The organism is Nocardia yamanashiensis, from assembly GCF_021183565.1.
Classification (GTDB): domain Bacteria; phylum Actinomycetota; class Actinomycetes; order Mycobacteriales; family Mycobacteriaceae; genus Nocardia; species Nocardia yamanashiensis.
In genome coordinates this window covers 6,409,305-6,424,067 of record NZ_CP089226.1, presented here as the reverse complement: position 1 = coordinate 6,424,067, position 14,763 = coordinate 6,409,305, and the positions used below count along the sequence as shown (strand labels likewise).

Annotated in this window: 14 protein-coding genes and 1 tRNA gene; 7 read left to right on the top strand and 8 right to left on the bottom strand. The window is 67.5% G+C overall.

Annotation, left to right across the window (positions count from 1 at the left end):
* The first annotated feature begins 321 nt into the window (after positions 1-321).
* Both LTV02_RS29700 and LTV02_RS29695 read left to right on the top strand, forming a co-directional pair.
* Positions 322-1,851 (top strand): TerD family protein, encoded by a 1,530-nt coding sequence (locus tag LTV02_RS29700; protein WP_233035099.1) that lies wholly within the window; start codon positions 322-324, stop codon positions 1,849-1,851.
* A gap of 188 nt (positions 1,852-2,039) precedes the next feature.
* Positions 2,040-2,462 (top strand): hypothetical protein, encoded by a 423-nt coding sequence (locus LTV02_RS29695; protein ID WP_233035098.1) that lies wholly within the window; start codon positions 2,040-2,042, stop codon positions 2,460-2,462.
* A gap of 135 nt (positions 2,463-2,597) precedes the next feature.
* On the opposite strand, the gene LTV02_RS29690 is transcribed toward LTV02_RS29695, so the two are convergent.
* The 4 genes from LTV02_RS29690 to LTV02_RS29675 form a co-directional block, all read right to left on the bottom strand.
* Positions 2,598-2,671: transfer RNA gene (locus tag LTV02_RS29690), tRNA-Pro, on the bottom strand.
* A 65-nt stretch (positions 2,672-2,736) separates the two neighbouring features.
* Positions 2,737-3,789, bottom strand: coding sequence for a hypothetical protein (locus LTV02_RS29685; RefSeq protein WP_233035097.1), 1,053 nt, complete (start codon positions 3,787-3,789; stop codon positions 2,737-2,739).
* Positions 3,790-3,834: 45 nt separating this feature from the next.
* Entirely contained in the window at positions 3,835-4,986 is a 1,152-nt protein-coding gene (locus LTV02_RS29680) for a hypothetical protein (protein WP_233035096.1), read from the bottom strand.
* Positions 4,987-5,040: 54 nt separating this feature from the next.
* Positions 5,041-6,006 (bottom strand): metallophosphoesterase, encoded by a 966-nt coding sequence (locus tag LTV02_RS29675; RefSeq protein ID WP_067718550.1) that lies wholly within the window; start codon positions 6,004-6,006, stop codon positions 5,041-5,043.
* Positions 6,007-6,168: 162 nt separating this feature from the next.
* Between LTV02_RS29675 and LTV02_RS29670 the strand changes: the two genes are divergently transcribed.
* Positions 6,169-6,633 (top strand): GatB/YqeY domain-containing protein, encoded by a 465-nt coding sequence (locus LTV02_RS29670; protein ID WP_233035095.1) that lies wholly within the window; start codon positions 6,169-6,171, stop codon positions 6,631-6,633.
* 146 nt (positions 6,634-6,779) lie between these two features.
* Here the strand turns inward: LTV02_RS29670 and LTV02_RS29665 are convergent, their stop codons facing one another.
* Positions 6,780-9,140 (bottom strand): penicillin-binding protein, encoded by a 2,361-nt coding sequence (locus LTV02_RS29665; RefSeq protein ID WP_233035094.1) that lies wholly within the window; start codon positions 9,138-9,140, stop codon positions 6,780-6,782.
* Between the two features lie 298 nt (positions 9,141-9,438).
* Between LTV02_RS29665 and LTV02_RS29660 the strand changes: the two genes are divergently transcribed.
* The gene (locus LTV02_RS29660; RefSeq protein WP_067718558.1) at positions 9,439-9,762 is read left to right on the top strand and encodes a WhiB family transcriptional regulator; all 324 of its coding nucleotides are present in this window, start codon (positions 9,439-9,441) and stop codon (positions 9,760-9,762) included.
* 201 nt (positions 9,763-9,963) lie between these two features.
* Here LTV02_RS29660 and LTV02_RS29655 read toward each other — a convergent pair whose 3' ends face one another.
* Positions 9,964-11,145 carry an ArsA family ATPase gene (locus tag LTV02_RS29655; RefSeq protein ID WP_233035092.1) on the bottom strand — a complete coding sequence of 394 codons (1,182 nt, stop codon included), beginning with the start codon at positions 11,143-11,145 and terminating at the stop codon, positions 9,964-9,966.
* 2 nt (positions 11,146-11,147) lie between these two features.
* Positions 11,148-12,167, bottom strand: a complete 1,020-nt coding sequence (locus tag LTV02_RS29650) for an ArsA-related P-loop ATPase (RefSeq protein WP_233035091.1) — start codon at positions 12,165-12,167, stop codon at positions 11,148-11,150.
* A gap of 170 nt (positions 12,168-12,337) precedes the next feature.
* Between LTV02_RS29650 and LTV02_RS29645 the strand changes: the two genes are divergently transcribed.
* From LTV02_RS29645 to LTV02_RS29635, 3 genes are all read left to right on the top strand, one after another.
* Positions 12,338-12,502: a DUF4177 domain-containing protein gene (locus tag LTV02_RS29645; RefSeq protein ID WP_157762479.1), complete on the top strand. Its 165-nt coding sequence runs from the start codon at positions 12,338-12,340 to the stop codon at positions 12,500-12,502.
* On the top strand, positions 12,502-12,969 hold the full coding sequence (locus LTV02_RS29640) for a RidA family protein (RefSeq protein ID WP_067718566.1): 468 nt from the start codon (positions 12,502-12,504) through the stop codon (positions 12,967-12,969). The genes LTV02_RS29645 and LTV02_RS29640 overlap by 1 nt, the downstream gene beginning before the upstream one ends.
* Before the next feature lie 81 nt (positions 12,970-13,050).
* On the top strand, positions 13,051-13,857 hold the full coding sequence (locus tag LTV02_RS29635) for an MBL fold metallo-hydrolase (RefSeq protein ID WP_233035090.1): 807 nt from the start codon (positions 13,051-13,053) through the stop codon (positions 13,855-13,857).
* Positions 13,858-14,004: 147 nt separating this feature from the next.
* On the opposite strand, the gene LTV02_RS29630 is transcribed toward LTV02_RS29635, so the two are convergent.
* A complete protein-coding gene (locus tag LTV02_RS29630) occupies positions 14,005-14,679 on the bottom strand; it encodes a Crp/Fnr family transcriptional regulator (RefSeq protein WP_019044571.1) in 675 nt (224 codons plus the stop codon).
* Between the last annotated feature and the right edge of the window lie 84 nt (positions 14,680-14,763).

Genomic DNA, 14,763 nt, shown 5'->3' with positions numbered 1-14,763 from the left:
TCGGCTGTCCGGCGTGTTGCCGGTGGGTGGGCAACGTGTCGGCCCGGGATGGCGATGGGTGGCTCGTGCAGGGGAATTCGATGGTCGGCGGGTTCGGGCTGGAATCGGTCACGGTGGTGGATGTCGAGACGTCCGGGTTGAGTTCGGGGACGGATCGGGTGCTGTCGGTGGCGGCTTTGGTGTTGGACGCCGATGGGGGTGTGGCGGAGGAGTTCTATTCGCTGGTGGATCCGGGGTGTGATCCGGGGCCGGTGCATGTGCACGGGTTGACGCGGGAAAGGTTGCGGGGGGGCACCGGAGTTCGGGGAGGTGCGGGGGCGGTTGGCGGGGTTTTTGGCGGGGCGGGTGATGGTCGCGCACAATGCGCGGTTCGATTACGACTTTCTGGCACGGGAATTCGGGCGGGTGGGGGCGGTGCTGCCGGTTTCGTCGCGGTTGTGCACGTTGGCGTTGGCGCGGCGGGTCGCGCCGCCGACGGCCGACTACAAATTGGGGAGTTTGGCCGCGCATTACGGGATTCGGCAGGTGCGGGCGCATGATGCGCTCGATGACACACGCGTGCTGGCGGGGGTGCTGCGTGGGCTGATCGGGGACGCGGCTCGGTTGGGGGTGATGCCGCCATTGCTGGAATGCCCGCCGAAGGACGCCAATCGGCATTTGTGGCGGGGGAAGACGAAGGCGCCGTGCGGGTTTGCCTATCCGGGGCGGCTGGAGCCGGGCGGGATGCTGGTGCGGGGGATGAAGGTCGCTTTCACGGGGGATACGGGGATCGACCGGAACGAATTGGTGGATCGGGCGGAGGCGGCGGGGCTCGACGTGACCGGGAATGTGAGCCGGTTGACGAGTCTGCTGGTGACCAATGATCCCGGGTCGGGTTCCGGTAAAGCGGTGAAGGCGCGGCAGCACGGGACGCCGATCGTGAGTGAATCGCGATTTCTGGAACTGCTCGCGGATGTCGGACCGGGGGTGCGGAAAGGAGATGCCGGACAGCGGGATTCGAAGCCGAGAAAAGCGGCGGTCGGCGCGGCGGACGGCCCGTTGAGCGGTCGGCGGGTGCTGGTGCTCGGCGGTACGCATGAGCAGGCGGCGCAAACGCGGCGGCGGATAACCGAACTCGGGGGATCGTCGGCGGTGAACATGTCCGCCGGGGTCACCGATGTGCTCGCGCTTCCGGGTGCGGAGAATGATCCGCGGTGGAAGAAAGCGGCCGATATCGGGCTTCCGGTGTGGGGGCTCGAATTGCTGGATTCCGCCGGTGATCCCGAGCCTCCGACGAACCAGGCGTCAGCAATGCACAGCACCTCCGGCGAAAGTCCCCGCGAGACGGTCGTTCTCGAGCGCGGGCAGGTCGTGGACCTGCCGGTCGCGACCCACGGCTCCGATTGGACCGTGCGGGCCACCTGGCCGCAGCACGGCACCGCCGAGGTCGATCTGGTGGCGTTCCTGGTGGACGGGCAGGACCGGGTGGCCGGGGATTCCGATTTCGTCTTCTACAACCAGCCCGAAACCCGGGGCGCGCGACTGACCGTGGACGGGCCCAGCGAGCAGGCCGTCAGCGTCGATCTGGAGGACCTACCGGGGCATTGCCGGCGCATTGTGATCGCGGCCGCGCTCGCCGATCCGGAGCGCAGATTCGGTGATGTCGGCGCCATCGAAATCGAAGTCGAACCGCGGCCGCAAGCGGGTGTCTTCGCCCGCGCCACACTCGATGCCGCGACCGAGGAACGCACGCTGCTGCTGGCCGAACTGTATCCACGCGACGAGGATTGGCGATTGCGTGCCGTCGGTCAGGGATATCCCACCGGCCTGGCCGCGCTGGCTCGACATTACGGCGTAGAAGTGGATGACTGAATCGGTCGTCGTATCGGTCATTGCCGGTGTTGTCCAACACAATTCAGATGTGCGGGCATAACGCTGCAGAGACTTGATTCCCCGACTCCGATCGGATACAAATTGGTTCGTTGTAATTCGCAATGCTTAATCGTTCTGCGCGCGATGACAATTCCGCGCGCAGGGGGGTCGGGAGGATAGGAAAAATCATGCGTCGCACTATCGGCAACTTCGGTCGTAAGGCTCTCATCGCGGCACTGCCGCTGGCCGTCGCGGTGACCTTCGCGGGTGCGGGCACGGCCGCCGCCGAGGCCCCCGCCGTCGCCCCGCAGACCGTCGTGGTCGCGGATATCGCGCAGCCCGTCGCCCCCGCGGCCGTGCAGCCGGCCGCCATCGCCACCGCGGAAGAGATCGCCACCAATCCGGATGCGGCCAACCACGATCCGCTGGGCAATGGCGCGGCCGCCGGCGCGATTGTCGGGGCCGCGTTCGGCGCCGTCATCTGCGCGCTGCCGATCGTCACCATTCCGCTCATCCCGCTCTGCATGATCGGCCCGGCGTTCCAGGGCGCATTGGTCGGCCTGATCGTCGGCGCGGTCGCCCCGAATGTCATTCCGCAGGTGCTGCCCTGATCCCTCGGGCATAAAGAATCCGATACCGGCGGTCGAATCGAATTCGGCCGCCGGTTTTCGTTTCAGCGGAGCCCGGAAACGAGGAAAGGCCCCGACCAATGGCCAGGGCCTTTCAGCTGTGTCTCAACCAACACGTCGGGGTGACAGGATTTGAACCTGCGACCTCTTCGTCCCGAACGAAGCGCGCTACCAAGCTGCGCCACACCCCGTGAAGTGAACGTGAAGTAGCTTAGCGCACGGTCGGCGGAACAGTTAAATCGGCTGGTCAGATGCCCTAAAGCAGCCGAAAAGTGGCCAGTAGGCGGCGTCCGAAATCCCGGTCCACGGCCCGGTCCACGCCGGTGTCGGCGGCGATGGTCAGGACCAGCGAGCCGGTCCCGCCGGACACCGCGAAGGTGTAGATCGAGTAGGTCTTGGCGCAGCTGGGATCGGGCGGGGTGAAGGCGCCCGAGGTCTCGACGAACGTGCCGTGCAGGGTGTTGTCGGAGGAGCTGAAGGATTCGGGAGCGCTCGAATTCAGCGTGGTGTGGGTTTCCCAGCCCAGTTTGGCCATGCGCTTCCCGATATCGGTGGCCGCGGCGGCCGGATCGGACAGTGTGCTGGTGCTCAGGAACATATTGCTGCGCACGAAGTTCGGGCAGTAGTTCACGCCCTCCTGCGCCAGGCCCGCGACCGAGATCCGGTCGGCGCCGCTGCCCCAGCCGTCCGCCGTCTGATCGATGGTCCAGTCGGACGGCACATCCCAGGCCGCCTGGACGCCCGTCGGCACCACCACCTGATAGCCGGGGATGCGCGGCGACTGACTCGACGAGGGCGTGGTGGTCGCGGCACTGCTGCGCGGCTTGGAAGTGGTGGTGGCGGCGACCGAGGTCGAGGTGGCGGGCAGCGCGCCGGTCCCGGAATCCCGGGTCACCAGCACCACCGCGACCACGGCGACGAGCGCCACCACGAGCGCCCCGATCCCGGCGTACAACCACACCCGGTTCTTGTCGCTCGGCGGCGGCCCGTAACCACCCCCGTAGGGCGGCTGTGCGCCCTGATACGGGGACGGACCGGTCTGATAGGGGTTCGGGCCCGTCGGGAACGGATTCGCGCCCGACGGTGCGGAATTCGGGGCCTGCTGCGGATTGCCGCCCGCCGCATACGGATTCGGCCCGGTCGCCGGATTCCCCGGATACGGCTGCACCGGCGGCACGAAGCCCGGCGGCTGCACCGGATGCGGCCGCGATTCCCATTGCGATCCCGGCGCCGGCGCCCCCTGCCACCAGTTGGCGGTCTGATCCTCACTGCCGGGTTCCGGTTTCCGGTCGTCGAATCCACTGGTCATCGTCGGACCCCCTGTCGGACGAGTCGAGCTCCCGCCCGCCCGCCGCTACATGGGGCGGAGGCTGGCGAGAATCTTCTTCGCGAGCGTTTTGTCTACCGCTTTGTCGACCCCAGTATCCGCGACGATCGTGAAAACGTAAGAGCCCTGCGAAGTGGAGAACGCGAAGGTGTAGATCGAGTAGGTGGACGCGCACCCCGCCGCCGGCGCCGGCGCACTGCCGGTGAGCTCGACGAACATCCCGGACAGCTTGCCGTCGGAGGTCGAGAACTGTTCCGATGCACCGGGTTTCGCGCCCGTCGAATTCGCGTAGCCGATCTTCGCCATGCGCGCGCCGACATCCGCCGCGGCCTTCGACAGATCGGACTCGTCCGAGTCGGTCACGAAGGCGGTGGTGCGGGTGTAGCCCGTGCAGTAGTCCACGCCTTCCTCGGACAGGCCGAAGGCGACGATCTGATCGGTGCCCGTCCCGAACGCCCCGGTGCCGGACTTGTCGATCTGCCAATCCTTCGGAATGTCGTATGCCGCTTCGAATTCCGGGATCGTCACGGTCTGGTACCCGGGGATCACGGGCGCGGGCGTGCCGGACTTGGTGGCCGACGGCTTGGGCGTGGTGGACGGTTTGCCCGAGGCCGGCGACTTCTCCGTGGTCAGCGCGCTCACCAGCGACGGCGTCGTATTCGATTGCGCGGAAGGATCATTCGAGTTGTTGACCAGCGCCACCGCGACGATGGCGACCACGATGGCCAGCACCAGCCCGCCGATCCCGGCGAACAGCCAGACCTTGCGCTTACCCCCGCCCGGCGGCTGCTGATACCCGCCGCCGTACCCCGGCTGCCCGTAACCCGGTTGCCCCGCATACGGCACCGGCCCCGGCTGATACGGCTGCTGCCCGGAGAATTGCACGGTCGGATCCGGACCCGGCTGCCCGGGGAACTGCTGCGTCGGATTCGGCCCGGACGGCTGGAACTGCCGGGTCGGATCCGCCGACCCGTACGGCCCGCCGGGGAACGGCGCGGTCGGCTGATAACCCTGCTGCCACCCCGGATCCGGTTGCGGCGCACCGTAACCCGCCGGCGGACCGTCCTGGGTCGGCTGCGCCGGATTCGACCACGCCGAATCCGGCGCCGGGGCACCCTGCCACCAGTTCGGATCGGGCCCCGCGCCCGCACCCTCGTTCCGCTCGTTCCCACTGGCCACGACTAGCTCCCCTGACTGACGACTACATACCGCGTTGTATATCGCGGTACGAGCTCAACGCGCGACAGCCTCCGACGACGCGGTCCGTCCGCGACCCGATTCCGTGGCCGGCTTCTTGGGCGGGGCGCCGACCAAGGTCAGCAGCGTCGCCTCCGGACGGCAGCAGAAGCGGTACGGCGCCCACGGCGAGGTGCCGATGCCGGCCGAGACGTGCAGGCGGGTATGGGCTCCCCAGCGCGAGGCGCCCTTCACCCGCGAGCGATCGATACCGCAATTGGTGACCAGCGCGCCGAAGCCCGGCAGCACCAGCTGGCCGCCGTGCGTGTGCCCGGCCATCACCAGGTCGTAGCCGTCGGCCGCGAACCGGTCCAGCACCCGCGGCTCGGGGGAGTGGGTGAGGCCGATGCTCAAGTCCGCCAACGGGTTCGGCGAACCGGCGACGGTGTCGTAGCGGTCCCGCCGCAGGTGCGGATCGTCCACGCCCGCGGTCGAGATCTTCACCCCGGAGACCTCGATATCGCGGCGCACATGGGTCAGATCCAGCCAGCCGCGCTCGGTGAACGCCGCGCGCAGATCCTGCCAGGGCAGCGGATCGCCGAAGACGCGCTTGTGGTTCTTGTCGAAGTACTTGAGCGGGTTCTTCGGCACCGGCGCGAAATAGTCATTGCTGCCGAAAACGAAAATGCCGGGGCGGCCGAGCAATCCGCCCAGCGACTGCACCACCGAAGGCACCGCCTTCTGATGCGAGAGATTGTCGCCGGTGTTCACCACGAGGTCCGGTTCCAGGCGATCCAGTTCGCGCAACCAGGCCTGTTTCAACTGCTGGCCGGGCATCATGTGCAGGTCGGAGATGTGCAGGACGCGCAGGGACGGTTTTCCGGGTTCCAGTACCGGCAGGGTCGCTTCGCGCAGCGTGAACATGTTGCGTTCGATCAGCGAGGCGTATCCGATACCGGCGACCGCGGCCCCAGCGGCTCCGAGTGCGGCGCGGGTGAGGGCGGAGGTCGAGATTACGGGCATTTGCCCAGAATAGGCGACCCAAGGGAGAAACATCGAGTCATATGAGCTGCGATACGCCGGACTCTCCGGGCGTTCCGCGCGGACTCGCCCCGGGGGCCGCCGGAACCGACACCGCGAAAAAGACGTGCGAGCGTGCCGGGGTCGGGCGGTAGCGTGTGGCGCATGTCGGAACTCAAATCGAAGCTGCGTTCGGACCTCACCGCCGCGATGAAGGCCAAGGACGCGCTGCGCCTCAATACGCTGCGCATGCTGCTGGCCGCTGTCCAGACCGCTGAGGTCGCCGGATCGACCGCGCGGGAGCTCAGCGACGCCGAGGTGATCGCCGTGCTCTCGAAGGAGTCGAAGAAGCGCAACGAAGCCGCCGTCGTCTACGAGCAGGCCGGACGCGGTGAGCTCGCCGCCAACGAGCGCGCCGAAGAGCAGATCATCGACGAGTACCTGCCGACGCCGCTGACCGATGCCGAGGTCGCGGACATCGCCGACACCGCCATCGCGGATGTGGCCGAGCAGATCGGCGAGCGGCCCGGCATGAAGCAGATGGGTCAGGTCATGAAGATCGCCACCGCGCTGGCCGCCGGGCGCGCGGACGGTTCGCGAGTTTCGGCCGCCGTCAAAGCGCGCCTCTGACGGCTGTCAGAGCTACGCCCTATTAATACGAAACGCCCGGAGTGACTGACTCGCTCCGGGCGTTTCGTATTGCGTACAGCCAAAGGCCGGTGGCGGCGGGACGGAAAACGGCCCCGCACCGAAGAGTGCGGGGCCGTTCACCGATCTCAGCGTGGGATCGGAATGGGGATGGGGATCGGCGGGAGCGTGATGCCGGGCAATCCGGGTATGCCCGGCGCCGGCGTCTCCGGTGCGGCCGGAGCCGGTCGCGCCGTGCCGTCGCTCACGTAGATCGTGATCACCGACCCGGGGATGGCCGAACCGTCCGGCGACATGCTCAGCACCGTGCCCTTGTTCGCGCCCGCGGCCGTGGCCACCGACACCTGGAAACCGGCGGCGATCAGATTGCCGGTCGCCTCCGCCTGGGTCTGGCCGACCACATCCGGGATCTGCGAATTGTTCGAGCCGCGCACGTACTTGTCGTCCAGCGGCGGCAGGCCCGGCGGCGGGAACTTGCCCAGCACGTTCTTGACCGCGCCCAGCCAGCTGCGGGCGGGCTCGTTACCGCCGAACAGGTTGCCGCTGCCGCAGTTCCGCAGCGGGAACGAGCAGATCTCGCCCGGCGTCGGGCTGTCACCGTAGATGTAGGCCGAACCGGCCAGCGCGTTGGTGAACGCCAGGAACGCCGAGGAGCGGTGCGATTCGGTGGTACCGGTCTTGGCGGACAGCGGAGCGTTCCAGCCCACCGACTGCGCCGCGCCCGCCGCGGTACCGCTGACGTCGTCCTTGCTCATGGCATTGGCGAGGGTATTGGCGAGACCGGGCTCGACCACCTGCTCGCACGCCTGCTGGGTGAGCGGCACGGTCTTGCCGCTGCGATCGACCACTTCGCGGATCGGGGTGGGCGGGCACCACTTGCCGCCGGACGCCAAGGTGGCCGCCACATTGGACAATTCGAGCGGGTTGATCGCCACCGGGCCCAGCGTGAACGAGCCCAGGTTCTGATCCTTGATCATGTCCGCCAGGCTCTGATTGCCGTGCCCGGAAGTGCCGGCCTGGGTGTAGGACCGCATGCCCAGGCGCACCGCCATATCCACGGTCGGGGCCACGCCCACGGCCTGGATCAGCTTGACGAAGGCCGTGTTCGGGGAGGTGGCGAGCGCTTCGGTCACCGACATCGGCGACTTGTACTTGCCCGCGTTCTCGACGCAGTAGGTGGCCGCCGGACAGCCCCGCGCGCCGCCGTTACCCATGCCCTTGGCCTCGAAGCGGCCCGGCACGTCCAGCTGCGCGTTGATGCCCAGGCCCTTCTCCATGGCCGCGGCGGTGGTGAAGATCTTGAAGATCGAGCCCGCGCCGTCGCCGACCATCGAATACGGCTGCGGCTGCACGGTCTGGTGCGCGTTCGCGTCCAGCCCGTAGGTGCGGCTCGACGCCATGGCCAGCACCGGATGCGAATCCTGGCCCGGCGCCACGATGTTCATCACCGAGGCGATGTCGTCCAGGTTCGGGTCGGCATTGGCGTTCACCGAGGCCTTCACCGAGTTCTGCACATCCGGATCCAGGGTGGTCTTGATCAGGTAGCCGCCCTTGTCGATCTGGTCGCGGCTGATGCCGGCATTGGCCAGGTACTGCAGCGCGTAATCGCAGAAGAAGCCGCGATCATTGGCCGCGATGCAGCCGCGCGGCAGGCCCTTGGGCTCGGTCAGCACGCCCAGCGGCTCGCTCTTGGCCTTGCGGAACTCGTCGGCCCGGCTGGGGATGTTCTGGATCATGGTGTCGAGCACCGTGTTCCGCCGCTCCAGCACGCCCTGCGGATTGGTGTAGGGGTTCAGCTTGGAGCTGGACTGCACCATGCCGGCCAGCATGGCGGCCTGCACCACGCTCAGATCCTTGGCGTCGACGCCAAAGTAGGTCTGCGCCGCGTCCTGGATGCCGTAGGAGGAGTTACCGAACGGCACCAGGTTCAGGTACCGGGTCAGGATCTCGTCCTTGGTGAGCTCCTTCTCCAGCGTCAGCGCCATCCGGATCTCGCGGATCTTGCGGGCGGGCGTGGTCTCGGTCGCGGCGCGGCGCTCGGCGTCGGTCTTGGCCACCACCAGCAGCAGGTAGTTCTTCACGTACTGCTGGTCGATGGTCGAACCGCCCTGCTGCACTTCGCCGCCGGAGGTGTTGGTCAGGAAGGCGCGGAAGGTGCCCTGCCAGTCCACACCGCCGTGTTCGGCGAAGCGGCGGTCCTCCACGGACACCAGCGCGAGCTTCATGTCGTTGGAGATCTTGTCGCTGGGCACTTCGAACCGGCGCTGCTCGTACAGCCAGGCGATGGGCTGATTGTTCGCGTCGACCATGGTGGACACCGCGGGCACGGTGCCCTCCACCAGTTCGGCGGAGACATTGTCGACGGCGTCGGCGGCGCGGTTGGAGATGAAACCGAATCCGCCCGCGAGCGGGAACAGCAACCCGGCGAGAAGCACGGCGGCCAGAATGCAGCTGCCGGCCAGTCTCCAGAGCGTTCGTGTGATGGGCACGTGCCACAGCCTAATTGGCCGTCGCGACACTCGGTGCCCTCGCGTCGGGGTGTCCATTCGTCCGTAATGGTGCCGACTGCCCGGTTTCTGGTGACGAATGCATGGACGGACGTACCAGAAAATCTCGGGACGGTCTTGCGCAAGCCTCACACTCTTATCTAGATTGAGAACCCAGTGTGATAGAGCTAACACTCAAAGTGGAATGTGGTGCAGAACGCAGTGGGGTTGGGTAACTGCGCGCTGTACGCGATTCTGGAGCGCCGTGACCCGGTGTTCGGACTGCAAAGGGGCACACCAAATGCACATGACTACCCCGATCGCTCGATTGGACGTGGAGCAGGCCGAAGCGAGAATCGCCTGGGTTTCCCAGGCCCGATGCAAGGAAGTAGATCCCGACCAGCTGTTCGTGCGCGGCGCCGCGCAGCGTAAAGCGGCGACCATCTGCCGGCACTGCCCGGTGCTGATGGAGTGCGGGGCGGACGCCCTGGACAATCGTGTCGAGTTCGGAGTGTGGGGCGGCATGACCGAGCGGCAGCGCCGCGCGCTGCTCAAGCAACACCCCGAAGTGACGTCTTGGGCCGACTTCTTCTTCGCCCAGCGTTCGCAGAAAGTAGCGATGTAATCAGTATCCCCTAACTCCGATCCCCCATAGGCAGAACGGACCGAGCCCGCATCTTGCGGGCTCGGTCCGTTTCCGGGGTCGAATCGGGCATCCGGGCCAGACCGGGCAGTTTCATCCGGAATTGTTCCAGGTGAAAGGGGTTGGGGGAGTGTCCCGAACCCTTGCGCAGTCGCGCGCGCCGCAGTCGCATGGATCCGCGAATCAGGCCGATTTCGCGTTTCCCGCTTCGGCGAGTTGATCGCCGACCGCCTGCAGCGCCTCGAGATCGGCGACCTCGAAGGGCAGCGCGGTGACCGCGGCGATCGGCACGCTGGGGTGCGCGCCCGTGAAGCGGTGCAGCAGATGCTGTTCACGCTTGGCGGTGGCGGCGCGCTGGGCGTGGATGCGCAGCACGGCCGCGGTGACGGCGGCCGGAGATTCGTTCTCGCTATCGCCGGCCGTGCCATTGCCGTTCGTCTGCGGGGCTAGACGATCGGCCGCGACCTGCGCCTGTTCGGCCGAGAGCGAGCTCAGCACCGGGTGGGTGCGGTTGAGCACCAGGCCCGCGAGCGGCATCTTGTCGTGCGAGAGGCGATCGACGAAGAAGGACGCTTCGCGCAGCGCGTCCGGCTCGGCCGCGGCGACCACGATGAAGTGGGTGCCGGGGCGGGAGAGCATGGCGTAGGTGCGATCCGCGCGATCCTGGAAGCCGCCGAACATGGACTCCAGTGACTGCAAGAAGACAGAGGCGTCTTTGAGCAATTGGCCGCCGACGATGGTCGAGACGCCGCGCAGCGCCAGGCTCATGGCGCCGGCGACGAACTTACCGACACCGCGGCCGGGGGCCATGATGACGCGGATCATCTTGCCGTTCAGGAAGTTGCCGAGCCGCTTGGGCGCGTCCAGGAAGTCCAGCGCGTTCCGCGACGGCGGCGTGTCGACCACGATCAGGTCCCACTCGCGCTTGGACGCCAGCTGGCCCAGCTTCTCCATCGCCATGTATTCCTGGGTGCCGCCGAAAGGCGAGGCCACGGTCTGGTAGATGGGGTTGGCGAAGATCTGCTCGGCCTTGTCGGGGCTGGTGTGCTCGAGCACCATCTCGTCGAAGGTGCGGCGCATGTTCAGCATCATGGCGTAGAGCTCGCCCTTGGCCTCGTGGCCCAGGTCCACTCTCTGCGGGGTGTTCCCGAGATCGCTGACCCCGAGCGACTGCGCCAGCCGCCGCGCCGGATCGATGGTCAGCACCACGACCTTGCGCCCGGCCTCCGCCGCTCGCAGCGCGATGGCCGCCGCGGTGGTGGTCTTCCCGACGCCGCCGGAACCGCAGCACACCACGATGCGCGCCGTCGGATCGGTGATGATCTTCGTAATGTCCAGGGGCACAGTGCTTGCCGGAACGATCATGACTAGCGGACCCCCTGGGCGCTCAATACTTCGGCCAGCTCGTAGAGCCCGCCCAGATCCATGCCGTCGGTGAGCGACGGCAGGTACAGCCGTGAGATGTTCACCTGCGCCAGGTCGGCGGCGCTCTCGTCCTGCGCGGCCAGGCGCGCCGAATGCTCGACCGCCTCGGCGACCAGGCCGTCGAAATCGGCCTCGGACAAGCTGATTCCGGCCTCGGCCAGCCCCTGCCGCAGGGCCTCGGCGTCGAAATCGCCAGTGGCCGCCCGCTCGCGCACGGCGCGCGGCAGGTAGCCCTCGCTGGCCCGGTTCACGATGACCGTGCCGATGTTCAGGTCGTTGGCGGTGAGTTCCGCGACGGCGTCGGCGGTTTCCTGCACCGGCAGCGCCTCCAGCAGCGTGACCAGGTGGATCATGGTCTGCTCGGAATGCAGCAGCTTGGACACGCCCTCGGCCTGCGAGGCGATCGGGCCGCCGCCGGCGATCTCGGCCATGGCCTGGGTGACGTCCAGGAAGCTGGCGATGCGGCCGGTCGGCGGGGCGTCGATGACGATTTCGTCGTAGGCCGGTTTACCCGCCTTGTCGACGCGCACCGCGCATTCCTTGATTTTGCCGGTCAGGATGACGTCCCGCAGGCCCGGCGCGATGGTGGTGACGAACTCGATCGCACCCACCCGGCGCATGGCGCGGCCCGCGAAACCCAGGTTGTAGAACATGTCGAGGTATTCCAGGAAGGCGTGCTCGACATCCAGCGCCAGGGCCATCACCTCGCCGCCGCCGTCCGCGGTAGCGATCTTGGTTTCGGTGGGCGGCAGCGGCGGCAGGTCGAAGAGCTGCGCAATCGACTGACGGCCCTCTACCTCCACCAGCAGCACACGGCGTCCCCCGGCGGCCAGCGCGAGTGCGAGCGCCGCTGCGACCGTCGACTTACCGGTCCCCCCTTTGCCGGAAACATAATGCAGGCGGGCCTTATTCGCCCGCTCCGGCCAACCTGCTTCGACCCCCGGCTCAACCGAAACGGGCACTGCTATCGGTACTCCCACGCTCGCGAGCCTATAACTCGTTCCTGAATCCTGCCCAGAGTGACGCGTAACTGTCTGGTACACCACTCCGGAAACTCCGATTTCCTGTTCTCGCACCGTACTCCAGTGGTCCCGGCATCCTGCGCGACCCGCCGCGCGGCTACTCTCAGCCCATGAGTGATGTGACCGTGTGGGAATACGCGACGGTGCCGCTGCTGACGCACGCGACCAAGGCGATTCTGGACCAGTGGGGCGCCGACGGCTGGGAGCTGGTCAGCGTGCTGGCCGGGCCGACCGGCGAACAGCATGTCGCCTACCTGAAGCGACCCAAGAACTGATGGCCGCCGCGACCAACTGGGCGGAGAACCTCGCCAAGCTCGGGCTCGAACTGCCCGGGGTCGCCGCACCCGTCGCGGCGTACGTGCCCGCCGTGCAGACCGGCAATCTCGTCTACACCTCGGGCCAGCTGCCCATGGTGAACGGCGCGCTGTCGATCGAAGGCAAGGTCGGGGCCGAGGTCAGCCTCGAACAGGGTGCGGAAGCCGCGCAGCGGTGCGCGCTCAACGCGCTGGCCGCCGTGCACGCGCTGGTCGGGCTCGACAACGTGGTGCGCATCGTGAAGGTCGTCGGATTCGTCGCCTCCGCACCGGGTTTCACCGGGCAGCCGAAGGTGATCAACGGCGCCTCCGAATTCCTCGGCGAGGTCTTCGGCGACGCGGGCGTGCACGCGCGTTCCGCCGTCGGCGTCTCCGAGCTACCGCTGAACACCCCCGTCGAGGTCGAACTCATCGCGGAAGTTCGCTGAGCGAAAGCTACTGGCACGCCAAATAAAAGCGCGGTGCGTTCGATTCTGGACGCATCGCGCTTCCTGCATTAGGACGGGAAGATGACGCTCACCCATCCCGCGTACGAGCAGCTGCGGCAAGTGACTCCGTCCGCCGCCGTGGTGCTGGCCGAGAACCCCAGCGGAATGACCTTGGAGGGCACCAACACCTGGCTGTTGCGCGCTCCCGGCGGCACGGATTACGTGCTCGTCGACCCGGGGCCCGAGGACGGCCGCCACACCGACGCCGTGGTCGCGGCGACCGGCGGGAACATCGCGCTCGTGCTGATCAGCCACGAGCATTTCGACCACACCGGCGGCATCGAGGGGCTGGTGAAGGCGACCGGGGCTCCGGTGCGCGCCTTCTCGGAGCGCTTCCTGCGCGGGACCGGCACGGTGATCGCGGACGGCGAGGTCATCGAGGCGGCGGGGCTGCGCATCACGGTGTTGGCTACTCCGGGGCACACCCAGGATTCGCTGAGTTTCCTGGTGGACGGACCGGACGGCGAACAGCTGCTGCTCACCGGCGACACCGTGCTCGGCAGCGGCACCACGGTCCTGGAATCCCGTGACGGCGCGCTCGCCGACTACCTCGATTCGATGAACCGACTGGTCGCGGTGGCTCCCGGCCGCACCCTGCTCCCGGCGCACGGGCCTGAGCACGCCGACGCGGAACCGGTGATCCGGTACTACATCGCGCATCGCGAGGAGCGCTTGAACCAGGTGCGCGCGGCCTTGGAACAGCTCGGCTCCGACGCCGGCTCGATGGACATCGTCGCGCTGGTCTACGCCGACGTCGACAAGAACCTCTGGCCCGCCGCGCAGAGCTCGGTCAATGCCCAACTGGCCTATATCCGTTCGCACGGCTAGGCGGGGTACACCCTTTCGAACATCGGCCCCCGTTGCCTCGGCAACGGGGGCCGTGAACGTCTTTCGCGGTGTGGCATACACACGAAGGGACCGGGGCGTCACCGCGAAGGTGACGACCCGGTCCCTACGAGTCTCTGTTCCTGATCCCTAGCGGGCGCGGCGGGCGAGCCGCTCCGAGTCCGAGATCAGCACGCTCTTGCCCTCGAGCCGCAGCCAGCCGCGGTGCGCGAAGTCGGCGAGCGCCTTGTTCACGGTTTCGCGGGAGGCCCCGACCAGCTGGGCGATCTCTTCCTGGGTCAGGTCGTGGGTCACGCGCAGCGCGCCCGCTTCCTGGGTGCCGAAGCGCTGGGCCAGCTGCAGCAGTGCCTTCGCCACGCGACCGGGCACGTCCGTGAAGATCAGGTCGGCCAGGTTGTTGTTGGTGCGGCGCAGGCGGCGGGCGAGCACCCGCAGCAACTGCTCGGCGATCTCCGGGCGCTGGTCGATCCACGCCTTGAGCGCGTCGCGGTCCATCGTCACGGCGCGGACCTCGGTGACGGTGGTGGCCGTCGAGGTGCGCGGACCCGGGTCGAAAATCGAGAGCTCGCCGAACATGTCGGACGGGCCCATGATCGTCAGCAAGTTCTCTCTGCCGTCCGGCGAGCGGCGGCCGATCTTCACCTTGCCCGAGGTGATGATGTACAGCCGATCGCCCGGTTCACCTTCGTTGAAGATGACGTGGCCGCGCGGAAAGTCCACAGGCTGAAGTTGTTTGGCGAGAGCCGCCACCGCGGTGGGCTCGACGCCTTGGAAGATGCCTGCTCTGGCGAGGGCCTCGTCCACGAATGTGCTCCTTATGGGAAATGGCTCTGTCCTGGACCGAAGCGAGCTCGGCCGACAGTGCAGTCTACTTTGCAATACCGCCGG

Excerpts from the sequence above, each read along its gene's own strand:
- LTV02_RS29640 (WP_067718566.1), top strand. The coding sequence starts at position 12,502 with ATGGCCGCCGCGACCAACTGGGCGGAGAACCTCGCCAAGCTCGGGCTC.
- LTV02_RS29685 (WP_233035097.1), bottom strand. The coding sequence starts at position 3,789 with ATGACCAGTGGATTCGACGACCGGAAACCGGAACCCGGCAGTGAGGAT.
- LTV02_RS29655 (WP_233035092.1), bottom strand. The coding sequence starts at position 11,145 with ATGATCGTTCCGGCAAGCACTGTGCCCCTGGACATTACGAAGATCATC.
- LTV02_RS29695 (WP_233035098.1), top strand. The coding sequence starts at position 2,040 with ATGCGTCGCACTATCGGCAACTTCGGTCGTAAGGCTCTCATCGCGGCA.
- LTV02_RS29670 (WP_233035095.1), top strand. The coding sequence starts at position 6,169 with ATGTCGGAACTCAAATCGAAGCTGCGTTCGGACCTCACCGCCGCGATG.
- LTV02_RS29635 (WP_233035090.1), top strand. The coding sequence starts at position 13,051 with ATGACGCTCACCCATCCCGCGTACGAGCAGCTGCGGCAAGTGACTCCG.
- LTV02_RS29660 (WP_067718558.1), top strand. The coding sequence starts at position 9,439 with ATGCACATGACTACCCCGATCGCTCGATTGGACGTGGAGCAGGCCGAA.
- LTV02_RS29645 (WP_157762479.1), top strand. The coding sequence starts at position 12,338 with ATGAGTGATGTGACCGTGTGGGAATACGCGACGGTGCCGCTGCTGACG.
- LTV02_RS29675 (WP_067718550.1), bottom strand. The coding sequence starts at position 6,006 with ATGCCCGTAATCTCGACCTCCGCCCTCACCCGCGCCGCACTCGGAGCC.